The sequence below is a fragment of the Rubripirellula reticaptiva genome, from assembly GCF_007860175.1.
In the GTDB taxonomy this organism is placed as follows: domain Bacteria; phylum Planctomycetota; class Planctomycetia; order Pirellulales; family Pirellulaceae; genus Rubripirellula; species Rubripirellula reticaptiva.
On record NZ_SJPX01000001.1, the window covers coordinates 867275 to 889773 of the forward strand.

A 22499-nucleotide genomic window follows, 5' to 3' on the forward strand; every position below is an offset into this window, starting at 1 on the left:
ACATCGCGATGCCAAACTTAGGGACGGGCTGCCATGATCCAGCACATCGAATCGGGTTCGATGCCGAGTGCATTGGCGTCGGGTGCAAGGACGTCGACTTGATTGCCCTGTACCGCAACACGGGTTAGGACACTGGCGAAGCCGCCTTGCTTGCTGGCCAAGATGACCTCTTGGGCTGTCGTGTCCAGCGTATCCAGTATTCGGCCGACAGACATTTCACCACAGCGACGGACCGCCTCGATTCGATTGGTCTCGCACTGGATCACCGGCCCGGCGTCGAAGATGTCGACCAAATCCGTTTCGTGGAAACCTTCCGCCTTCAACATTTTGAGCGCCGGCTGCGTCTCGTCGTGAACCTGCCCTAGGCCATTGCGAATCTCGGGGGGTAATAGATCCAGATAGATCGGATGCTGTGGCATCATCTCTTCGATAAAGTCTTTCGACATCGTCGACATGGCATCCGCAGTCGCAAACTCGACCGGAATGAATCGGCCGGTCACAGCATCCCAGAACGGAACGCTGCCATCGGATGACGCACGGCCTCGCATTTCAGCAATCACGGAATCGGCGAAACGGTGAGGCTGCATCGCGATCAACATGAATCGAGCGAGCGAAAGCCATCGGCCCCGTCCGCCACCGCGAAATCGGCTGCGCAGGAACAGGCTGCCAATTTCGGTGGGTCCGTCGTGAGTACGATACAACGACAGACGCTCGCGATGATGACGCACACCAAGTTGGTCGCTGTGATGATCGGAAACGATCCGCTGATAGGCATAGAACGGTTGGTGACCGCCGGTCTTGGTGTAGATCGTGGACGTACCGATAATCTCACCTACTTCGTTATCGATCACATTGGAATCATCGACCATCACCAACACGAACGGTTCGTCTCGCGTTGACGCTCCGATGCGACTCATTGCAAACACCGACTGCTCGATTCGATCGAGCAGTTGCTCACCATTCAACTGCAGCGACGTCAGACCTCGCGTCGCCGATCGGACCAACTTTAAGAGATCGTCGAAGTCATCAATACGAACGGCGCGTACCATCATCATCGCGATACTCTCCCAGAGAAGCGTGAACGCCTAACCCAGCTTCTTTGCAAACGCTTCGAGCGACTTGTCGAGCAATCCGATCGCCGCATCGATGTGATCGTGAGTCGTCGTGACCGGCGGAGGCAAAAACCGGATACGCGTGGGATCGCCACCACAAAGAAAACAGAGCAGGCCGAGATCAAACATCGTATCCATCAACAGTTTCGCTTGGTCGTAACTGCCATCGCCGGGCGTGAAGGCAATCATCATGCCTTCGCCGAATGGACCATTTACCAACTTGGGATACTTCTGGTGAAGCTTTTCCAGTGCGGCGGCAAAATAAGCGTGGCGAGTCATATTCTTGCCCGTTTTGCCAAAGCATCCTTCCGCATCTAGCAATTCCAAGATTTTTATGCCGGACGCGATCGACGAAGATGCCCCTGTGAACGTTTGGCTTAGCAGAGGCCCCTTGGGCACAAAGTCTTTTCCGTAAAGCGTCGCACACACCTGCGTGATCTTGCCGAGCGTGACGATGTCAGCAAATTCGTCCAAACCGTAATGCTGGAAAGCGAAGGGCATCGAGGTGCGCGAGAAGGATTGAACTTCATCAAAGATGATCGGAACGCCGGCATCGCGAAGCGGCTTGGAAATCGCAGCGAAAAATTCGTGGCTGCCCGGATAATATCCGCCTTCCCCAGCGACCGGTTCGGCCCAAAAAGCTGCATAACGACCGGGATGACGTTTGAGCAATCGATGGAGTTCATCGACGGCCCATTTTTGGCTTCGCTTGGGATTGGCTTGATCGCGAAACGGCAAGTAGTCGACGTTCACGACCAGCGGCAATCCCATACGGTACTTTGCCTTGTCCGTCAAAGCAGCCATCGCTAGCGATCGACCGGCAAATGCATTGTCAAACGCGATCACTCGATCGGCCGGCGAGTTGTGATGCATCGCAATCTTCAGCGCGTTTTCGTTCGCCATCGCGCCACTTGTCGAAAGCAAACAGTGATCCATGCGAGCGCCATTCTTTTTGGCTAACTCGATCAACCGTTCGCTCATCTTGATGCTTGGCGGATGCTGTTGCAGGTTCCCCTGCATGACCGTGTCTTCTAGAGCGCCGTCGATGGCCGCGTCGATCATGGCCGGATGGCTATGCCCACAACCATGCACGCCGATGCCGCCGATGAAGTCCATCTTAATGCTGCCGTCGGCCAACTCGACCATCGGGCCGTTACCCAAGCCTGACGAAAGATACGGTAAGAAAGGCGGACCACCACGGGTCGCCCCCAATCGTTCAAGCAATGCTTGATACGACGTCACCAGTGCCGGATCAGGATCCTTGGGCGCGGTCATCGTGGCGGAGTGGTCGGCAACAGCTTCGGCGATCAAGCGACGGGCTTCGGCGATTCGCGGGTCCGCTCGCAGCGATTCTGCATTCAACGACTTTTTGACCGATGATTCCACGACAACTGACTCCGGGACCGACAACGATGGGGATTGAAAAGAACGATTCGCGATTCACAACGCAGGAACATAGTAACGCTTGCGGCCGAAAAGGTTCAGGCGCCGCCGATTTCGTGGCTATCACGTTTCCTGACTAGCGTGTTCTTGACCAGCGAAGCTGGCAATCAGGGCGGCAACCGTCAACGCGGCCGGTGCGATCGAGTCGACTTCGCAGAACTCGGTCGGACTGTGCAGCCCATCGCCAGAAACGCCCATTGTGTCGACATTTTTCAGTCCCCAGGCGGCCAGCTTTGATCCATCACAAGCACCGCCCGTATCGGACCAGCGAACTGACCGTCCCGCAAACTTCGCGGCTTGTTCGACGGCCTGCTGCATTTCTCGACCGACGGCGTCGACACGCTTTGGTGGCGAGTGAAATTCACCCTGCAAGGCGACGCGAAAATCGTCCTGGCAAAACTGCTGTGCCAGGTCCGTTAGCGACTGCTGCACCCGCACCATCGCATCGGCGTCGGTGACTCGCACGTTCAACTGAACTGCCGCATGGTCGGGCACACGATTTAGCGGGCCGCCGCCGGTGATGCGACCGACATTGACCAGAACTCCAACGTCTGGATCGTGCAAAGATGTGATTTCGGGGACTAGCTTGGCCAAATGAACGATTGCGTTTCGACCGTCTTGCGGATTGCGACCTGCGTGAGCCGATCGGCCGCGGACGACAAACACAAAGTTGCCGGATCCTTTGCGATTAGCGACCAGCGACCGGTCCGGCAACGTCGGTTCGAAGACAAGTGCTTGATCAAACTGACCAACCATCGCGTGAATGGCTTCGCTCGATGCGGTGGTGCCAATTTCTTCGTCCGGATTCAACAAAATTGAGACGCCAACGCCATCTGCCAAGCCGAACTTCAAAACCGCTTCCATTGCCAGCTTGATGACCGCGATGCCGCCCTTGGCATCGGCCGTTCCGGGCCCCACCAGACGGTTCCCCATCCGCACACATCGATTGGGCTCGATGCCTGGGGGATAGACGGTATCATAGTGAATCATCATCAAGATTCGTCGCTTGGAAGACACATTGTGGTGCCAGACCAACAGTGGGCCTGTCGGTTTGCGAAGCAATTCTTCGGAATCTCCGATCAGTTTCAATTCGGGCAGTTCAACGGAATCGAACTGGACTCCGACTCGACCAAAGTCTTCGATCAGCATCGCAGCCATTGATCGCAGGCTGGTCGAGTCCATGGACCACGAATTTTGATCGCACCAGCGAACCAATTCGGCGACCGACGACTCGGTTCGCCCGCCAATCCACTGGGCCGCTGCGTTGATTCGTTCGGTAAGCTTGGCGGACGACGATTCCACAAGATTGGACTTTCAAAAAGACGATTTGCCATAAAAACGGCGAACCAGCCCAGGCTGGGCCGCGAACGGCATGGTTCTCTTCACCGCAAGATCCGTTATTCTGCTAAGCTTCGAGATTGGAGATTCATCGAGTAATTTTATGGGCGAAATACTGCTCTATTACAGACGGCCCGACCCGACGACTTGGGTTTACTTGTCGTCGTTCTTGGCCATTGGATTGTACTTCGTTTTCCATCGGTTCTGGAGCATCCGGAATCTCGACATTCTGCTGATCATCTTGTTGGCCCCTGGATTGTTGATCGTCCACGAGGGATACCGGCGACAATTGGTTCAGTCCGAGGCGATAGTGCGGTCGGAGTCTAGCGGAGAAGTCCCAGAGAAGCCTAAATCGGACATCAGTCCAGTAAAGTCGCTAGCGTCATCGCTGCCGATTTTCGCGTTGTTCCAGATCGACACCGATCCTGTGGCCGATGCGGCTGAAACGCAGAATACGGCTGAAGCAGAAAATTCTGCTGAAACACTCGATGCACCCGACCAGACGCCGGTGGCCGAGCCGATTCCGCTAGGTCCACGGGACATCCAACGATGGGGATTCATCTACCTGTTCATCGTCGAAGCGTTTCTGCTGCTGCGGTTGATGCTGGATCCGTTGATGGTTCGACGGCCACTGCTTGACCCCAACCTGACCAGTGGCGGATTGACCTTTATCGGAATTTCGTTGTTCATTTTCATGATGGCGAATGTCGTGACGAGCGATTCACGGATCCAGGTCACTCAGGGGCCAGCCCTTGGACCGGGCTATGCGATGATGAACATGTTGCCAGCGATTCCGACGCGTCCGATCAGTGACGAGATCGGCGGCGCCTCGTTGCAAGAGATGCCGACGGCGACAGATACGTCAAACTCGCAGTCTCGATTGGCGACCGTTGCCAAGGCACTCGCTATAGCTGCCCATTTGGCGATCGTGACGGGAATCGTATTGATCGGCAATCGTCACTTTGCCAACATTCGCGCCGGCGTTGGCTGCGCGACGCTGTACCTGATGCTGCCTTACACCGCTCAAATGACCGGCCGTGTTGACCATGCTTTGCCAGCCGCGCTTTTATTATGGGCGGTGCTGTCGTATCGACGTCCGTTAGTCGCCGGCATCTTCCTTGGACTCGCCGGGGGTTTGGTGTATTACCCGCTGTTCTTGCTGCCGCTTTGGTTTAGTTTCTACTGGCAACGGGGCGCTCGGCAATTTGCAATCGGTGTGGTTGGAATGTTGGCGTTGCTGATGATCGCGCTTTCGTTCGACGACACGGCATCGCTGACCGAACATTTTCGGCGGATGTTTGGGCTGCTCAATCCGAACCGCGATTCGATTGGGCTTCGTGGATTTTGGAGTCTGGGCCCCGAACCGATTTGGCGACTGCCTGTGATTGTTGCGTTCGTCATCCTGTGCGCGTTCTTCGCAGCGTGGCCGGCTCAAAAGAATTTGGGCACCCTGATCAGCGGATCGGCCGCGGTGATGGTGGCGTCTCAGTTCTGGCATGGCTATGGCGGCGGACTCTACATCGCATGGTTCCTGCCGCTATTGCTGCTGGCCGTCTTTCGTCCCAATCTGCAGGACCGCATCGCGACCAAGGTAGTGATAACGGGCAAACGATCGATGGGCGGAAAATCCAATTTAGCCATCGCAGGTTTCGCCGCTGGAACTCAGTCCTGAACTCAGCTTTAAACTCGGTCTTGAACTCTGGCTTGAATTGGGCCACGGAACTCGCGGGCCTCGCCGCCTGAGACTTTGCCGCCCGCGTTTCCTGGATCCGATAACCATTAGCGCCGTGCACTCACCAGTGCCAAAATATCCATCGAGAATGCCTTGAACGAATCCGTCCCCGCCCCTGAATCGGCTCCCGACCTTGACCCGCACGACGCCAGCGATGCGGTCGCGCGGTACCAATCACAACTAGAAACCATCAACGCCAAAAGCAACGAGTTGGTGGCCAAGGATCGGTTGATTGGTAAGTTCCGAGTCGTGTTGTTCTTTGCCGCGATCGTGTTTTGGGTCGTTGGCTATTCAAGCGACAACTTGTCAGGTGCCGTCTATTTGGGATGGTTTATGTTGTTGGCATTCTTTGTTGCCGCAACACTGAATGAACCGATCCGTGATTCGATCGACGAACTGAAACGACACCGCAGTGTGTTCGAACGACTGATCGCAAGACTGCAGCGAAACTGGGACACGTTGGCAACGAAACGACTGACCCGCCAACTGGCGTCGATCGAATTGGCCGGCCATCGCCGCGAAGTGGCAGGCGACTTGGACCTGCTCGGCCGAGCCTCGCTGTTCCATCTCGTTTCGATGGCTGCGACCACGCCTGGAATCAAGACGCTCGCCCATTGGTTGTCCGGCCCCGCCGTTGCGAAAGTTGCGATCGAGCGAGCCGCAGCCGTCGATGCGCTCGCCCCGATGCGTGAACAGCGACTGCGTTTCTATACGTTGGCTCGCGAAGTCGGCGACAGCACGGGCGACCCCGAGCATTTTACCGAATGGGCCACGGGCGATGCATGGTTGAAGCACCGCGGTTGGCTGTCGACATGGGCAAAACTATCGGTGGTAATCGCCTGCCTGCTATTTGCTGGCGTGGTGCTGGGCAGCATACTTTCAATCTCGGCCATTGTTTTCAAAGCTTCCTTGGTCGGCTTGGTCGCGTTGATCATCGTCAATCTGTTGATCACAACGATGGTGCTGGGGCCTGCCCACCAGATCTTTTCCATTGCGATGGCTAACCGACGGATGGTCAGCGATTACGAAGAGATCTTTTCAGCCGCCGATTGGCTGCCAACGTCAAATACAAAGACAAGTACAAAAACGTCGGACGCCAAAACATCCGAAACGGATGGTGTCCTGACTCGAATCCGATCCAGCATGGTCGACGGCGACCGCTGTGCCGTCGAAGGCATGCGAGCGTTGCAGCGAGTCGCAAAAGCAGGCGCACTGCGTCAGTCCGCAGGCACTTTTTTGCTGTACCTGCCACTACAAGCGTTCGGGTTGTGGGACGTATGGGTTCTAAAACGTCTCGAAGACTGGCAAGCGACGTATCGCGATCAAGTCGCGGGCTGGTTCGATGCACTTGGCGAATTGGAGACGCTCGTTTCCATCGCTGCACTTCGCGATGAATACCCAACTTGGGCCAAGGCAACTTGGATCACAGACCCCGACAAAGCCACGGTCAAAGCAACCGCAATCGGCCATCCACTGCTGCCCGACGGATCACGAGTTCGCAATAACGTCCAAGTCGGTCCTCCGGGAACACTGTTGTTGGTCACCGGCAGCAACATGTCGGGCAAAAGCACGATGCTTCGCAGTGTCGGATTGAGCGTTTCGCTAGCTGGCATTGGGGCACCGGTGTGTGCCGAAAGTTTCGAAACGGCGTCGGTGGAATTGGCAACCAGCATTCGCGTCAGTGATGATGTCAGCGAAGGAGTTTCGTTCTACATGGCGGAACTGAAACGACTAAAAAGCGTGGTGGACTTGGCTCGGCAAATGGCAAAAAATCACGACAGAGTCTGCTTGTTCTTGCTTGATGAAATTCTGCAAGGCACGAACAGTCGCGAACGTCAAATCGCGGTGGTGCAAGTATTACGACACCTAATGGATTCCAAAGCCATCGGCGCAATCACGACGCACGACTTGGAACTGGCGGATGAACCCGAGTTGCAATCGATCGCAACCACCGTCCACTTCCGGGAAACGATTCGCCCAGACGCCGAAGGCAACGAACAGATGACGTTTGATTACCAAATGCGACAAGGTGTTTCGCCGACCACCAACGCGCTGCGTTTGTTAGAAATGGTCGGGCTGGGGAAATAGTACTCAATTTGCCATCGTCGCCGGAGAGCGGAAACCAACATCACCATTCGCTTAGCGATTGACGAAATTAATCAGTGCGCGCAACCGACCAAGGGACCGGCGGTTGAAGTGGAACACCAATCGCGGCATCTCGGCCAAATCGGGTTCGCCACTTTCCTCGGGCAAAGCTCCGCGCTGTTGAAACGAGCCGTCGACGATGATGTCTTCAAACTTGGCTTGAATCTGTCCCATGTGTTCGTCCGACAAACGTCGTTTCAAACGCATGACGACCTGATCGCCCACGTACCGCATGCTGTGATAAACGCGATAAAAACCTAAGACCTCTTCGATCGCTTCGTCGACCGAATTGGTGATCTTGTACAGATTGACGTCGGCGGGACTGATCATTCCATTGCCAAGCAATTGCTTGCGAATGAATTCCCCCAAGTCCTTCCAATAGCTTCCGCCGGGATGGTCCACCAAGACCAACGGAATCATGGTTTGCTTGCCGGTCTGCATCAGCGTGATCGTTTCGAACGCTTCATCGATCGTGCCAAAGCCGCCCGGCATACAAATCACCGCACTGCACTCTTTGACGAACATCAACTTGCGAGTGAAGAAGTACTTCATCGTTACCAGTTTTGCATCGCCTTCGATGTAAGGATTGGCTCCCTGTTCGAAGGGCAACATGATGTTCAAACCCATCGATGCTTCGCGACCGGCACCACGATGACCAGCTTCCATGATGCCACCGCCAGCCCCCGTAATCACCATCCAACCGTGGCCGGCAAATCGCCGACCGATTTCCACAGCGGCTTGATACTCGGGATGCTCGGGCAACGTCCGAGCGGAACCGAAGATCGTCACTTTGCGGCGCCGACGGTAGGGACGAAAGACCGTGAAAGCGTAACGCAGCTCGCGCAACGTCCGTGACAAAATCTTCAAATCGCCTCTTGCGGTCTTGTCCTTTTCCAAACGGTCGACTGTGTGTCGCATGACCCGAAACAGGTCCTGCGAATCGTCGCTTGAAATCGGATCGTCAGCCGGTTGAGGCCGCTTATGCTCGTCCTCGCCAATCGCTTCTTTGGGAAGCGATCTCGAAATATCGACTGGCTGTTCGTCCTGATCCATGAAACTTCGGGGGCAAAGGGAAAGGGTTGTCTGACTCTACTATGGCGGTCAATTATGCGCTGAGCGCTGTGACCGTATCCGCATCAGAGTCTTCATTTTCAGTTTCGGCCGTCACGCTGACTGGAACGATTCCAAACGCTCGCCCCATCACCACCGCAATCGGTGCCGCAGCAAAGCTTAACAGAGCACCCATCTTGACCGAATCCTGGATTGCACCGGGAACCGTAAATGCAGCCACTGAAACAAACAAGGCGACGGTGAATCCTAGCCCTGCGACCATGCCCAGAGTCACCACGTGCCGATAATCCATGCCGGCAGGCTTTTCAAGTTTTAGGCCCTTTTCAGCAAACAACGTCATCAATGTGATGCCCACAGGCTTGCCAACCAACAGTCCGGCCAAAACCAACCAAGTACCTGTCCCCAAGCTGCTCATCACGACACCGGCATTTGCCAGCCCGAAAAGTCCCAGGAAAAACTCGACTGGCAACTTCCAAAAATGCTCGAATTCGTTCAACGTATCGTGGCGGTCAAGTTCCTCTCGGGCAAAGATCCCCAAGTCCGTATGAGCGTGGGGAAGCAATGGAATGATCGGAACTAAACCCAAGGCAGGGTGAATGTTTGCTTGATAAAAACTGAACCAACAAACCGCCCCCGGGCCCAACAGGTAAGCCCAGTGGCTGTGTACTTTTGATCGACGCAGCAACATCGCCCCGCACATGGCAACCACAGTCAACATCAACCATTGCGGCACGATCGGAGCCTGAGGATAGAAGATCGCTAGAATCATCAATCCGGCTGCATCATCGGCGATTGCCAACAGCAACAAGAACGCGATCGCAGGGTGCCCGGCACCAAAGATCACTCTCGCGATCAAGTAACTGAACGCGATGTCGGTTGCACAAGGCACCGCCCACCCGTTGCCCAAACTAGCAGTAGACCCGGTAAGGTACGTACCAACCATATAAACCAGCGCTGGTCCAAGTACGCCACCAACAGTCGCCAGCAGTGGCGTTGCCGCTTTTCGTGGCTCGTTCAGTGATCCACCCGGCAACAAAGATTCCCAAACTTCTTTAGCGGCGATTGCAAAGAACAAAGCCATCAGGATGTCGTTGATGATGAAGTGAAACGAAAGCCCGTGAGTTGCTTGAGAAACAATACCCTGCGGACCTGCGTCCGAATGGCCGGCCGCTTGATCAGCAGAGTGAGGTGCAACTGCCGAAACAAGTGACACATCAGCAGCATGGTCGGCCGACACATTAGCAACATCAACGTGCCCACTCCAAATCGATGTCACGTCGAAGTGAACAAAGTCATGATACGAATGGCTACCAGTTTGGTGAGCCACATTCGCCCAAATCAGGGCAGCCAAAGCTCCGGCAATCAGCAAAAATGAATTATCAATTAACTTGCGGACAATTCCGCGTTTTTTGGTGTGACTCGACATCGAACAGGTTGCCCCTTAAACGCTTTCAAAAGCATCTCGATTCCCCCAATGAGAACCAAATGCATGCTTTCGAAAACCTTGGTCACACCCAAAGGCCGCGGTAGAAGCATCCCAAACAACGAATCAGGAATATGGCAAACCGCACCAATTATGCAGATTGCAACGCCGATGCCGCCCATCACATCGCCGGAATCAAACCTGTAAGTTTGAGAAAACAGCTCACGCCGCAACCCCCGTCGTAAGAATGCGTTGCAACGCTCGGTCGACGCTATCAGCCTATCCTGCGATCGACTCAGCCGCCAAAATTGCCCACGTCATCACCGCTGCAGTCGGATTCCCACTTGGCAAATCAGGCAGTGCCGAAGCATCAGCGACCCAAAGCCCCCCAGTTCCGCGAACTCGGAAGTCAGCGTCCACCGGTGTATCGATTTGATCGCCGTACCGACACGACCCGACCGGGTGGTACAACGTTTGTGAAAAGCGTGCGATCGACTGCTTGATCGATCGTTCATCAATTCGCCGGTTGCCGGGAATCACCTCTTTGGTGATGCACTGCGCAAGCGACGATTGGCCAACCAACTTTCGAATGTCATTGACGGCGCTGACCAACCGATCACCATCACTTGCGTCGGAGAGATAGTTTGGGTGAATCGTCGGTTGCGAACGCGCGTCACGCGAAGGAATTGTAATTTGACCGCTCGATTTCGAACGAGTCAGATTAATCGCCAGCGTCATCATCGGTGCGACACTGTCGGCCGGAAACGTCAAGTAATGCGTCGGCGTAACATGCACTTGAAACTCGCCACCCCGAAAAAGCCCACCGCTCTCGGCGAGGTTTGAAACAACTGGCCCCGTGCCCATCACTTGCCAGCGTGCAACATCCCGGGCCGAAGGATTTAGCCGAAAGGTATCTTTGAAATTGGTTTCAAAGATCACCGGCATCACCAAGTGATCCTTTAACTTGTGTCCAACCATCGGTCGATCCACGCGAACGTCGATTCCGTGGCGTGAGAGTTCGCTAGCGTCACCGATACCGCTGCGCATCAGTATCGTTGGCGTTGCAATTGATCCGGCACACAGGATGACTCCGCAACGACTGGTTAGTTCGCTCGGTGATCCGTCTTTGATGATCGAGACACCGACGGCCCGGTCGCCTTTGAACAAGACTCGATCAACGGTAGCGCGAACGACGTCTGTGTTCTTCAACATGGGTGCCCAATCCAGTCGCCGACCGTTGCGATTGATTCGCTGGTAAATCATTGGCGAGGCATCGGGAAGAGTCTCGGCGACGGACAGAAACCGTCGTGACGCTTCACTGATCCAGCAAGGTGATTCGGGACACACGATCGACTCGGCGACTTGATATGCATCTCGCCACTGTCGTATCGATCGACGGCCACCGCTTGCCGATTCCCAACAGGCGAAGTCCACTTCGGTCGGCGGGAACCAAATCATCGCGTTGATTCGCGCGCTGCCGCCGATACCTCGGCCGCGCGGCCACACAATCTTACGACCGGCCAGATGCTCGCTCGGTTCGGTCGACAAATTCCAATCGTCGCCGGACCCCAACAACGTTAACCAACGTGATGGACGTTGCTGATCGATCGGCGGCGGCGAATCGGAATCGGGCGATACACAGGGTTCGATGATCGTGACGCGGCGTCCCGGCTGCGAACCCGTTTGCTGCGAACCCAATTGACGGGCGAGTGTGCATCCTGCAACACCGGCACCGACGATGATCCAATCAGTTCGATTCATTGCTACAGCCAATGCCGATTCAAGACAGTCACGACAACAACGAAAACGCGTACAGCATTTCTCGGGCGACCTGGGCACATCGCTCGTCGTAAGTATCCGATTCCTGAGGTGTGCCGTCCGATTCTTTGGGATCAACATACTTGATCACCAATCGCGTGGCGGCACCACGAACGACCGGGCAATTAGCATCCGCGTCACTGCAAACCATCACCGCACAGTATCCAGCACTTGGATTTGGCGACTGATCATAGACTTTTGAAAAGCAAACGATCGGGGATGCAGCATGGCTGTATCGAACGTCGTACCGCGGATTGGGCACGTCGCTCGCTGCGGTGGCCACATCAAATCCGGCTCGGCCCAAGGCAGCGACGATACGCACATTCATTGCGGTGGCTTCTGTACCGCCCGAAAACGTGTTGACGCCTTCGATTCCTCGGTCCGCCGCCGCAACCGTCGCCCAAATTTGAGCCAGATGGCTGCGGCGAGAATTATGCGTACAGATGAAGTGTAAATTGACTTGACCGCCCGCCGCGATCGCATCGCGAACTTGGTCGGCCAACTCTGCCAACTCGGATCGCCGTGAAACAGGAATCTGATCAAATTCAGACTGCCGCTGCTTTGTGTAGTCAGCAAGTGGTTCATTTAATTTCACAGGTTCGCTCGCTATCAAATTTGTGGAAACCGCCACCGATATCGCCAATATCCAAACCAAGGGGTAGAAACGCATGATGGAACTCGTCGTCGATAGAGACATGGGTAGTAGACTGTCTTGGAAGCGTTTTAACAGCAGCCGGACGCCTCGCCCATGGAACCTAGCGAGCGATGGGGCCAGTGCCTCGGCTTTGCATCTAACCGGCGGGTCCAATAGCCGAATCAGCCAACTTTGACTACGATTCGCAGTTCCACCGTTCGTCTTTAAATCCTATTTATTTAAAAGTTCGATGACCGAATCCTCGAAAATTCCGCCACGTTTTTCTGTTGTCGCAACCGCCCCCCCCGATTCAATCCTGGGGTTGAACGAAGCCTTTGCGGCCGACACGAACCCGGAAAAGATGAACCTCAGCGTCGGCGTCTACAAAGACGTATCGGGGCAAACGCCGGTGCTGCGCTGTGTCAAAGCGGCTGAGCAACGATTGGTTGATGGTGAAAAGACGAAAGGCTACCTGCCGATCGATGGCCAAGCCGACTACCGTACGCACGTCCGAAAATTGGTTTTTGGCGACACGATCGACGCATCCCGAATCGCAGTGCTGCAGACGCCCGGCGGAACCGGCGCGCTACGCGAATCGGCTGCGTTTCTTAGCAGCCAGATCCCGGGTGCGCGAGTCTGGATTTCAAACCCGACCTGGGCTAACCACCAAGCCATCTTCGCCTCCGAAAATGTCCCCTACGATTCGTATCGATACCTAGCCGCCGACAAGAAGTCTTTTGACGTCGACGGCATGATCGACGACCTAACCACCAAGACCCGCCCGGGCGATGCAGTTTTGCTGCACGCCTGTTGCCACAATCCGACCGGCGTCGACCCAACCGCCGAGCAATGGAACATGATCGCGGCGCTGTTATCGGAAAAGCAACTGCTGCCGATCATCGACTTTGCCTACCAAGGTTTCGGTCACGGGCTCGATGAAGACGCGGTCGCCATCCGTGCGATCACGAATGTATGCGACGAAGCAATCGTGTGCAGTTCATTTTCAAAGAACTTCGGCTTGTACAGTGAACGAGTCGGTGCGGTGTCGGTCGTTTCGGCTGATAGTGCAACGTCGGCGGCCGTCCAAAGTCAATTGAAAGCACTTGTCCGCAGCAACTACAGCAACCCGCCTCGCCACGGCGCGGCGATCGTGGCGACCATCTTGGACGATGCTGATCTGACACAAATGTGGCATGCCGAATTGACTGAAATGCGAACGCGAATTCGTCAACTGCGTTCACAGTTTGTCGAAACCATGAAGACAACCGGCGCGGGACACGACTTCAGTTTCTTGCTCGATCAAAACGGAATGTTCTCGTTCAGCGGACTCAACCCGATGCAAGTCGACGAACTTCGCCAGAAATACAGTATCTACATCGTCGGCAGCGGCCGAATCAACGTCGCCGGAATGAGCGAAGATCGCATGGACCATCTATGCAAAGTGGTCGCCGCCGTGATCGAAGGCTAGAGCTGCACGTTGTCCAAATGAGGCAACAAGGTCCGACGGCGATCTACAACATGGGCAACTGCCACACGCTTCGAATCATAGTTTCGCTTATGACCAACTTCATTCTCGCACTAGAAACCTAGACAAGCGTCGAACTCCCAGCAGAGAACGGCAACTGCTTTATCTTGTGTGATGACCATGGAGTAACATTTCACTCGAAAGGCACGCTCGCATCGTGCCAGACTATGTTTTTGGCCATGCGCACCTCCGGGCCTTCACAGTAGGATTAGTTAACCGCTTGTGAAACTTGGCGTCGTCCCATTTCAAGATCGCGGACAAAATTTAACAGCTCATCGAACGCGACTGGCTTTACCAAGTGCAGATCAAACCCCGCTTGCGATGCGAGTTCTCGGTCTTGCTTACTCCCCCAGCCCGTCAGTGCAATCAGCTTAACGTGGGTGAAATGCTGGGAGCGACGCAGTTGACGAGCCGCTTCATAGCCGTCCATCCCAGGCAATCCAATGTCCATAACAATGACGGACGGACGGAATCTCAATGCTTGGTTGATTGCCTCAACTCCATCAGCCGCAAGCTCGACTTGATAACCGGATGACTCGAAAAGATCGCGTAACATCTTGGCGGCATCTTGGTTGTCATCCACTAAGAGCAACTTGTTAGGTTGGTCAATCGATACTATACCGCTGCAACCGGTGTTTAAATCAAGAGTACCAAGTCGATTGATGTCCGACGTGTCAAGATTCGTTTCGACTAGTGGATTGGGATGCAAGGGAAGCTGGACCGTAAACGTGCTGCCCAGTCCCGGCCCCCGGCTTTCGACTGACAGATTGCCGTGGTGCAGCTCAATCAATCGCTTTGCGATCGTCAAACCAACGCCCAACCCGCCATATTCGCGAGTCCGGCTGGTGTCGACTTGAACGAAAGGTTCAAAGATTCGCTCGGCATACTCAGCGGCAAGACCTATTCCGGAATCCTTAATTGTAACGTGCGCAAATCCGTTGCATTGGTCTACGAACAAGCAGACATGCCCTGATGCAGGAGTATACTTCGACGCATTTCCCAGCAGATTTGCTGTCAACTGTGCTAAGCGAACGCGATCGCCGTCGACCCATACTGGCGAGTCTGGAATGACTGATTGAAATCGCTGCGACTTCTCTGCAAACGCCCCTTCGATCATCTCCACGGCGTCGCGTATGGAATCGCGCAGATCAAGTTGTTCGACCAGAAGCTCAATGTGTCCGCGACAGAAACGAGACACTTCTAGCAGGTCGTCGGTGATCCGAATCAAATGCTCAGTCTGACGACTTACCACCTCACGCACCCGCCGTACCGTCTCAGTTGATCCCTCACTTCGTTCTAACAACGCCATGCTTGAAAGAATGGGTGCCAATGGGTTTCGCAGTTCGTGTGCCAGCAACGCCAGAAACTCGTCTTTACGCTTGTCCGCTAGTTGAAGATCAGTTCCTAAACGAACATTTTCCGTTGCTCGATTTTCGGCCAAGCGACGTTGCCGCTCAGCACGGTCAAAAAGCAAAACAGCGACGCAGTTGACAATTACATAAATGGTCAATTGAACCAGTTCGGGAACACCTTCGATCAAAAGGCTACTGGCAGGAGGAATAAAGAACTGAGCTGCCGACAGAGTGCCAAGCACAATTGCCAACACAGCGGGGCCAGAGCCTGACACCCAGGCAGTCAGCAGAACGCTCAAGTAAAAAAGACTGAACGGGCATTCTTCGTTCAACCAAGGTTGCAATAACGAACGAAACCAAATGACGATCGCAGTACTGAATATGGCGATTGAATAGCGTCCAATATTGAACGTCCAATTTCGAATGCCGCGTTGCAATACCTCGTCGTTCAAGGCTGCACCTTGCACGCATCCGATGGAAGAGTCCGTTGATGAGTGCCGAGCTGATCGGTCGAACAATCTTCGCGAATTGCGTCCACCAACTGCCGAACATCGACAGGCTTGGAAAACCAGCGATCCCAGCCACGTCCGACTGGCTCATTGTCCAGGTTGCGGCGGGAGCCTGTCACCGCATAGACCATCAGTTGGCTGAGCATCACGTCGTGGCGAATGTATTGCAATGTTTCGATGCCATTGCCGAAGGGCATGTCGATGTCCATCAACACCACATCAGGTAGGCCACAACCGTGTCGCAATTGGCTGAGGGCTTCGGCCCCGTCGCGAGCGACGTAGACGACGAACCCATGCGACGCCAGCAGATACGTCATCAAGCCGCGTTCGTTCTCAGAGTCTTCCACCACTAGAACGCGCAGCTGACGAAACGCCGTCGCCCCTGTTTTATCCTGGCAAGTATCAGGAGACGAAATCTCGTAGTTCGCGACGTCGAGCTTATCGAGGAGCGAACCGATCAGCCTTTTTGCGTCAACATCATCGCCCCGTCGCAACTGCAACTGAACAGCATCCACAAGAAGTTGCAGAGTGTTTAACTGGTTACGTCGGCGATGCTCCTCTTCTCCCCATTCTGAATCGCTCGTTAAGAGAGAATCAAATTCAGAATTTGGTTGCACCTCAACGTCCACCACTTCAGAACGTTTGACTTTGATATCAGTGGGAGCTTCAATCCCTATTTTAACAATGCGCCCTCGCACCTGAAGGATGCTGAGCGTGATGTCCAAACCGGGGAACGTAATTTGTTGCTGCGCACGTCGAGATAGAACCAGCATGGCCAGATTTCCTCCGTTGAAAATACCAATGGTTTGCTAACGCCAAGAACACTTGTTGCATCAAGGAAACAAGTTTCGTTTGGACACAAATATTCGAGTCGTATCCAGCCCTAGCTGCCAGCGGCGTCTTCATCGACATCTCGGCAGCACCCAAGACGGTAACACGTTTTCTTCAACGCTCACCGACCTGAAACACTGGCAAAGTTTTATGACTGCGTAACAACCCGGTCAAGCGGCTTTCGAACTTCCCGTTTGCGGTGGGTACATGCCTGCGGTTTCAGCAAGCTAGCAATACTTATTCAAGAATGGATTGAAAGCCGAGATTCTGCAGTAAGCTGGAGAGCCGAAGGATGAATGGATAGCAAACGGAATGGCGTGCTCCTCCAAACTTGATTCATGAGTTATGAGAGTGCACTAGCCAATGTTGGCCGAAGGAGACTCTTGATGACGAAGATGCGAAAACGACGAAAGCCTGAGCAGATAGTGAAGGCGTTGGCAGAAGGCGAAGCGATGCTCGCCGCTGGAAAATCATCCGCTGAGGTCTACTAGAAGCTCGGTGCTGCTGAGTCGGCATGAATGAGATGGAAGAAGCAGTTCGGCGGGATGAAGTCTGATGAGGCGAAGCGACTTCGAGAACTTGAAATCGAGAATCGCCGACTCGAAGCGCTACTTGCTGAAGCCGAATTGGACAGGCGAATTCCGAAGGTGGCTGCTGAGGGAAACTTCTAAGCCCGGCTCGTTGACGTGCTGCGATCCAAAAAGTTGAGTGGAGTCGCAACGTCGGGCGTGCAGCACTCTCGGCCAGCCTTCGAGCTCTCAGCGATACCAAGCGAGTCCGAAAGAAGACAAGCAGCGATTGGTTGCTCGAATCCTTGAGTTGGTCGGTGAGTTTCCTCGATACGGCTATCGCATGTTCACGCGACTGCTTCGGAAGGAAGGATGGAAAGTGAATTTCAAACGAATCTATCGACTCTGGAAACGTGAAGGCTTGAAAGTGCCGGTAAAGAAAGCGAAGAAACGACAGATCGGAAATCCTGACGGCGGCATCACCCGGAGCAAGGCCGAGCATCCCAATCATGTTTGGTCGATCGACTTCATCTTCGATCGAACCGAGAATGGGCGTCCGTTGAAGGCCCTGTCGGTGATCGACGAGTTCACTCGCGAGTCATAGCCCTGAAAGTTCATCGGCGTTTCACCGGTGACAACCTTGTGTCGGTGCTGAGCAACCTATTCACCATTCGCGGTGTCCCTTTCGTTCATTCGCAGTGACAATGGCCCCGAGTTCATCTGCAAGTCGTTGCGCGAGTTTCTCGGATTCATCGAAGTCGGAGCTTCGTACATCGAGCTCGCGAGACGCTGGCAAAATGGATTCGTGGAGAGCTTCCACGGCCGCCTGCGTGACCAATGCCTCGCCTGCGAACTGTTCTTTGGACTTTATAAAGCCAGGGCAGTGATCGGACGCTGGCGTCAAATGTACAACCACCGGCGTCCGCATAGCGAGCTCGGTGGTCTTACCCCGGCGGAGTTTGTCCTGGGAATAAAAGATTGGGTCAGCACACGGATCGCGTTTTTCAAGTCGTCGCGAAAGCTTTGACCGATAAAACATGTTAAACAGAGCCGCGCAGCCGACGCGACGGGTCACTCGGCGGTTCTATCGCGTGGCTTGCCTGTGGCGAGTTTGATTCAACTCCGCCAAGCTAGTGGGAGCGTTTCAAAGCGACGATTGCAGGCCGGCCCGAACCGATCCGTGCTAAAAAATGGCGACATACAAGGGGCATAACTCAACTCGAGTCTATGTGCAATGGGCTCGGCTTGGTTCGCGTGTGCGTCTCAAGAAACCACCCCCTTTCCTTACCCAAGCACTCGTTCGAATCAGCCGAACATGTCTTCGAGTTGTTCGATGTAGTCGAGAGCTTCTTCCAACGACGATGTCTCGGCGCCGGCAACTCGACCGGCGACGTCACAATCGTTTAGCCGCATCAGATCATCGAACCAAGGGTGCTCGGCCAAACGTCGCCGCCGACGTGCACCCAGCGAGTGATCGCGGATTTTGTGCGCGTCCATGTGGTGATGGATCAACCACTCAGTCCGCTCGGAAACGAATCCATCGAGTGCTTCCAAACCCGCAGCAACGTGATCGCCGGGATCGATCGCCTTGCCGACATCGTGCAACAGGGCAGCCAATAAAAAGTCCTCGTCATAGGCGGCTTCGTCTTTGGCAAGGTCGTAGACCTGCAAGCTGTGATGAAGCACGTCGCCTTCGGGATGAAACCTTGGATTCTCGCGAACATTCTCAAGCGGCATCAGCAACGCCAAGAAAACGGTCCAACGATCGGGACGAGTATCCATGTCGTTGAGGTTCGCTTGCAGTTGATCCGGATCGACACCGTGCTCGATTTGGATCCGTTTTTCCAGTTCGCCCGTCAAAGCATGTTCGATCGGCTTGCCGGTAATCGAGCTGCGAAATCGAAACCCCAACAGCGATGTCGAATAGACCGTCAACTCAATCGGATACTCATCGCGGATGTGAATGTGCGTGAAAACCCGCGACTGGCCAACTTTCACGACCCGCTTTCGCTCGACCGTATACGCCCCACCGAGTGCATCGACTCGCATCGCAATCGTGTCGGGATGATTGGTGAACACGTGGATGTCGATGTCAGAACCTTCACGGATTCCGCCCGTCCAAACGCTGCCGATCAACTTGGGATGAAATTCTTCAAGCCGTTTCATCCACCACAACGCTCGCAGTCGCATCGACCTGAGCTGGTTTGCCGGACGCGAGCCCTCGTGTAGCCGAGCCAGGATTTGGACCTGTTCACGGATCTCCGCATTGCTGGGCAAGTCCGCCGGTTTGACCCAGCCCCGGACCATCGCCCGCGCGGCCTTTTGTTTGGCTTGATAGTATTCCGTGACGTCACGGGAGTGCATCAAACGCGCTGCCTGCCAAGCGATTTGGCGGCGAAGTTTAGAAGACATCAACAGAGTTCGGCGACGCGAACCCGAAAACGCGAGTAACAAAGTGATTGGTTACTCGCAACGATAGGCACGTTTGGCAATCAAGGCAACTAAAAAAACAAACTTCGATCGACCCGACAAACATCAATCTCCGTGATTGGCAAAGACCAAGATAAGCGGAGGCAACAACGTCCTAAGCTGCTCGAACGACCATGCCCATCGGCAAACCGGTAACTTCCAAGCGGGAATTGGCAATAAAATCGCGAGCAGATTTTTGCAAGAAATCGATTTTTTGTTTTGAGCGTTCAACCTTGATACGCCAATGCTCTTGGCTGGTATGCGTGCCAAGCATGCCGACGAGATCCGATGTGTTCGAACAAGTAATCAGGTAGCATCCCATTAACGGCGAAGCTTGAAAAATCCGGGCGTCCAGAATTTTCTGTTGCAAACAAACCCGCCCCGCTTTGCGTTCTGCAAAATCCAGACCTAGTGAAACTAGCTTCTGTATCAGTTGAAATACTTTGCCAATGCCGCCAGCGAGCATCCCACCGTCGAGCGGAAGCGTCATCAGCCCACCGGCAATCTGTGCGGTGCTGCGCAGCATTCCTACGCCTGAGCTAACAAGCAGGCCATTGATCATCCGTGTGACACCTTGCGCGGCCGCCTGGGCATCACCGCGGGATATCTCCGCTACTGCCTTCGCGGCGCGGTAGCGCTCCATCACAGTCTTGCGGAATTGGTTGATACTCGAGAACAAATCTTTGACAGAACTGAAAATGCCATAAATGGGTGCCAAGCTGCTAACGACATCTTCCAGCAAGGGAAACACACCCTTCACTTCGCTGTACGCGAAGCCCAATGCCGACTCGAACATTTCCTCAACTTTAGATTTGGCATTTTCGTGGGGACGAAGGTTCTGCCCCGTGCTCGACTCGACGATAGCGAGCGCGTCATCACCTAACGCCGCGGCCGTCTCCTCGCCAACCCTTCCCTTGAAATTAATCTCTGCATTCTGAAACATTCTTCTCAAGTTCTGCTCACGATTCTTTTCAATCGTTTGCATCAACTCCTGAAAACTTCCGGGAGCAGGCTTTTGCTGCGGATGACTGGGACGCAAGTGCTGAAAATGCTCAATCATGCGACGATTCGCTGCCCGGCCCACATACACCAACGACAAACGTCGTCCTCGCGCGAGAACGACGAAAATTATGATCGAACGAATCCCGTGGGTCGTGCGGATCGCGATCTCCTTTTTGAAGATCGGCGGATCGTAAACATGGATTGACGTTGTTCTCGAAATCTTGCGAAATCAAGAGAGGCTCGAACCCGAGGTAGTCCGGGCTGTATGGCACTAAAGAGAGACGCATCAACGATCGGCGCATGGACCGTTAGCACCACTTCGAGCGAGACGATTCCAACCGGTGGTTACCGGCCCGGTAACTTGTGCCCCATCTTGTCACGTTTCGTGTCCAAGTACTTTTGATTGTACTCGTTGACGTCGGACACGATCGGGACCTGGTCGACGACTCGCAAGTCGAAGCCGCGCAGATTGAAGGCTTCGGTCTTTTTGGGATTGTTGGTTAGCAAACGGACTTCGCTCAAACCGAGATCCTTCAAGATTTGCAAACCGATACCGTAGTCTCGCATGTCGGCTTTGAAGCCGAGCGCGTGATTCGCTTCGACTGTGTCCATGCCTTTGTCTTGCAATGCGTACGCGCGAATTTTCTGGGCAAGTCCGATGCCTCGGCCTTCTTGCGGCAAGTAAATCAGGGCTCCACGGCCCTCGCTTGAAATCATTTTCAGCGCCATATGCAGTTGGTCGCCACAATCACAGCGCAGCGACGAAATCAAATCGCCCGTAAAGCAACTGCTGTGCATTCGAACCAGCGCCGGAACGCCTTCGGTCGACAAGTCACCGAACACCAGCGCGATCGGTTCTTGGGCTTCGTAGTCGACACCGTAGACGACGATCTTGAAATTACCGTACTTCGTTGGCAGTTCGGCTTCGGCGTTTCGAGTGATCAACTTCTCGCTGACTCGGCGATGCGCAATCAGTTGCTCAATGCTAATGATTTTCAGGTTGTGTTTCTTTGCGATCGCAAACAACCCCTCGCGCGTCGCGCGGTCGCCCGAGTCGTCCAGGATTTCGCACAATGCCGCCACGGGCGCAAGGCCAGCCATCCGGGCCAAATCCATCGCCGCTTCGGTGTGACCGGCTCGACGCAACACGCCACCCTGTTTCGCCAGCAACGGGTACACGTGACCCGGACGGACGAAATCGTCGACTTTGCAGTCAGAGGATGCAAGCGCTCGAATCGTCTCAGCCCGTTCGCCAGCCGTGATGCCAGTCTTGGCAGTGCGAATATCGATCGGTGTCATGAACGCCGTCTTGAGCGGTGCATCATTTTGGGCAACGACCGGGCTGAGTTCCAGTTTCTTGGCCACATCGGGCAAGATCGAAACACATAATTGCCCGCGGCCGGACAACATAAAATTGATTGCTTGCGGAGTCGCCTTTTCAGCGGCACAGATGTAGTCGCCTTCGTTCTCGCGATCTTCGGCATCGACGACAATCACAATCTCGCCAGCACGGATGGCCTCGACGGCTTCGGGAACGGTATTGAGTTCGGGCAACATAGTGGCTTTCGGCATTGGAGATCTCGGTC

18 protein-coding genes are annotated in these 22499 nt (G+C 54.5%); 6 read left to right on the forward strand and 12 right to left on the reverse strand.

What is annotated here, in order from left to right:
• Positions 1–17: 17 nt before the first annotated feature.
• The 3 genes from Poly59_RS03250 to Poly59_RS03260 all read right to left on the reverse strand — a co-directional run bounded on the left by Poly59_RS03250 (position 18) and on the right by Poly59_RS03260 (position 3857).
• Positions 18–1055: an arginine N-succinyltransferase gene (locus Poly59_RS03250; protein ID WP_146532604.1), complete on the reverse strand. Its 1038-nt coding sequence runs from the start codon at positions 1053–1055 to the stop codon at positions 18–20.
• Positions 1056–1085: 30 nt separating this feature from the next.
• Entirely contained in the window at positions 1086–2498 is a 1413-nt protein-coding gene (locus tag Poly59_RS03255) for an aminotransferase class III-fold pyridoxal phosphate-dependent enzyme (RefSeq protein ID WP_246151339.1), read from the reverse strand.
• Between the two features lie 120 nt (positions 2499–2618).
• Complete coding sequence (locus Poly59_RS03260; RefSeq protein WP_146532605.1) at positions 2619–3857, reverse strand: hydrolase; 1239 nt, start codon at positions 3855–3857, stop codon at positions 2619–2621.
• 139 nt (positions 3858–3996) lie between these two features.
• Here Poly59_RS03260 and Poly59_RS03265 point away from each other — a divergent pair, with 139 nt between their 5' ends.
• Together Poly59_RS03265 and Poly59_RS03270 are read left to right on the forward strand one after the other, a co-directional pair.
• Positions 3997–5565: a glycosyltransferase family 87 protein gene (locus Poly59_RS03265; protein ID WP_246151340.1), complete on the forward strand. Its 1569-nt coding sequence runs from the start codon at positions 3997–3999 to the stop codon at positions 5563–5565.
• A gap of 153 nt (positions 5566–5718) precedes the next feature.
• On the forward strand, positions 5719–7713 hold the full coding sequence (locus Poly59_RS03270) for a MutS family DNA mismatch repair protein (RefSeq protein WP_146532606.1): 1995 nt from the start codon (positions 5719–5721) through the stop codon (positions 7711–7713).
• A gap of 51 nt (positions 7714–7764) precedes the next feature.
• Here Poly59_RS03270 and Poly59_RS03275 read toward each other — a convergent pair whose 3' ends face one another.
• The 4 genes from Poly59_RS03275 to Poly59_RS03290 all read right to left on the reverse strand — a co-directional run bounded on the left by Poly59_RS03275 (position 7765) and on the right by Poly59_RS03290 (position 12752).
• Positions 7765–8823 carry an LOG family protein gene (locus Poly59_RS03275; RefSeq protein WP_146532607.1) on the reverse strand — a complete coding sequence of 353 codons (1059 nt, stop codon included), beginning with the start codon at positions 8821–8823 and terminating at the stop codon, positions 7765–7767.
• 52 nt (positions 8824–8875) lie between these two features.
• Complete coding sequence (locus Poly59_RS03280; RefSeq protein ID WP_146532608.1) at positions 8876–10267, reverse strand: Na+/H+ antiporter NhaA; 1392 nt, start codon at positions 10265–10267, stop codon at positions 8876–8878.
• Between the two features lie 276 nt (positions 10268–10543).
• Complete coding sequence (locus tag Poly59_RS03285; RefSeq protein ID WP_186775992.1) at positions 10544–12025, reverse strand: GMC family oxidoreductase; 1482 nt, start codon at positions 12023–12025, stop codon at positions 10544–10546.
• A 28-nt stretch (positions 12026–12053) separates the two neighbouring features.
• Positions 12054–12752 (reverse strand): low molecular weight phosphatase family protein, encoded by a 699-nt coding sequence (locus Poly59_RS03290; RefSeq protein ID WP_246151341.1) that lies wholly within the window; start codon positions 12750–12752, stop codon positions 12054–12056.
• 214 nt (positions 12753–12966) lie between these two features.
• Between Poly59_RS03290 and Poly59_RS03295 the strand changes: the two genes are divergently transcribed.
• Positions 12967–14184, forward strand: coding sequence for an amino acid aminotransferase (locus tag Poly59_RS03295; protein ID WP_146532610.1), 1218 nt, complete (start codon positions 12967–12969; stop codon positions 14182–14184).
• A 265-nt stretch (positions 14185–14449) separates the two neighbouring features.
• On the opposite strand, the gene Poly59_RS03300 is transcribed toward Poly59_RS03295, so the two are convergent.
• The gene (locus Poly59_RS03300) at positions 14450–16045 is read right to left on the reverse strand and encodes an ATP-binding response regulator (RefSeq protein WP_146532611.1); all 1596 of its coding nucleotides are present in this window, start codon (positions 16043–16045) and stop codon (positions 14450–14452) included.
• Positions 16042–16875 (reverse strand): response regulator, encoded by an 834-nt coding sequence (locus tag Poly59_RS03305; protein WP_146532612.1) that lies wholly within the window; start codon positions 16873–16875, stop codon positions 16042–16044. Before Poly59_RS03305 ends, Poly59_RS03300 begins: the two co-directional genes overlap by 4 nt.
• 576 nt (positions 16876–17451) lie before the next feature.
• On the opposite strand from Poly59_RS03305, the gene Poly59_RS30580 reads away from it, so the two are divergent.
• The 3 genes from Poly59_RS30580 to Poly59_RS03315 all read left to right on the forward strand — a co-directional run bounded on the left by Poly59_RS30580 (position 17452) and on the right by Poly59_RS03315 (position 18469).
• Positions 17452–17604, forward strand: a complete 153-nt coding sequence (locus Poly59_RS30580; RefSeq protein ID WP_186775993.1) for a transposase — start codon at positions 17452–17454, stop codon at positions 17602–17604.
• A gap of 37 nt (positions 17605–17641) precedes the next feature.
• Complete coding sequence (locus tag Poly59_RS03310; protein ID WP_146532613.1) at positions 17642–18046, forward strand: IS3 family transposase; 405 nt, start codon at positions 17642–17644, stop codon at positions 18044–18046.
• 72 nt (positions 18047–18118) lie between these two features.
• Positions 18119–18469: an integrase core domain-containing protein gene (locus tag Poly59_RS03315; RefSeq protein WP_146532614.1), complete on the forward strand. Its 351-nt coding sequence runs from the start codon at positions 18119–18121 to the stop codon at positions 18467–18469.
• Positions 18470–18747: 278 nt separating this feature from the next.
• Here the strand turns inward: Poly59_RS03315 and Poly59_RS03320 are convergent, their stop codons facing one another.
• The 3 genes from Poly59_RS03320 to ribA form a co-directional block, all read right to left on the reverse strand.
• Complete coding sequence (locus tag Poly59_RS03320) at positions 18748–19854, reverse strand: HD domain-containing protein (protein ID WP_315852560.1); 1107 nt, start codon at positions 19852–19854, stop codon at positions 18748–18750.
• 172 nt (positions 19855–20026) lie between these two features.
• A complete protein-coding gene (locus Poly59_RS03325) occupies positions 20027–20971 on the reverse strand; it encodes a hypothetical protein (RefSeq protein ID WP_146532616.1) in 945 nt (314 codons plus the stop codon).
• 287 nt (positions 20972–21258) lie between these two features.
• Entirely contained in the window at positions 21259–22485 is a 1227-nt protein-coding gene (gene ribA, locus Poly59_RS03330) for a GTP cyclohydrolase II (protein WP_315852561.1), read from the reverse strand.
• Between the last annotated feature and the right edge of the window lie 14 nt (positions 22486–22499).

Bases quoted from the DNA above. Each gene is read 5' to 3' on its own strand.
- Poly59_RS03265 (WP_246151340.1), top strand. From the start codon at position 3,997: ATGGGCGAAATACTGCTCTATTACAGACGGCCCGACCCGACGACTTGG.
- Poly59_RS03320 (WP_315852560.1), bottom strand. From the start codon at position 19,854: ATGTCTTCTAAACTTCGCCGCCAAATCGCTTGGCAGGCAGCGCGTTTG.
- Poly59_RS03280 (WP_146532608.1), bottom strand. From the start codon at position 10,267: ATGTCGAGTCACACCAAAAAACGCGGAATTGTCCGCAAGTTAATTGAT.
- Poly59_RS03290 (WP_246151341.1), bottom strand. From the start codon at position 12,752: ATGCGTTTCTACCCCTTGGTTTGGATATTGGCGATATCGGTGGCGGTT.
- Poly59_RS03295 (WP_146532610.1), top strand. From the start codon at position 12,967: ATGACCGAATCCTCGAAAATTCCGCCACGTTTTTCTGTTGTCGCAACC.
- Poly59_RS03250 (WP_146532604.1), bottom strand. From the start codon at position 1,055: ATGATGATGGTACGCGCCGTTCGTATTGATGACTTCGACGATCTCTTA.
- ribA (WP_315852561.1), bottom strand. From the start codon at position 22,485: ATGCCGAAAGCCACTATGTTGCCCGAACTCAATACCGTTCCCGAAGCC.
- Poly59_RS30580 (WP_186775993.1), top strand. From the start codon at position 17,452: ATGAGATGGAAGAAGCAGTTCGGCGGGATGAAGTCTGATGAGGCGAAG.
- Poly59_RS03305 (WP_146532612.1), bottom strand. From the start codon at position 16,875: ATGCTGGTTCTATCTCGACGTGCGCAGCAACAAATTACGTTCCCCGGT.
- Poly59_RS03275 (WP_146532607.1), bottom strand. From the start codon at position 8,823: ATGGATCAGGACGAACAGCCAGTCGATATTTCGAGATCGCTTCCCAAA.
- Poly59_RS03325 (WP_146532616.1), bottom strand. From the start codon at position 20,971: ATGATTGAGCATTTTCAGCACTTGCGTCCCAGTCATCCGCAGCAAAAG.
- Poly59_RS03285 (WP_186775992.1), bottom strand. From the start codon at position 12,025: ATGAATCGAACTGATTGGATCATCGTCGGTGCCGGTGTTGCAGGATGC.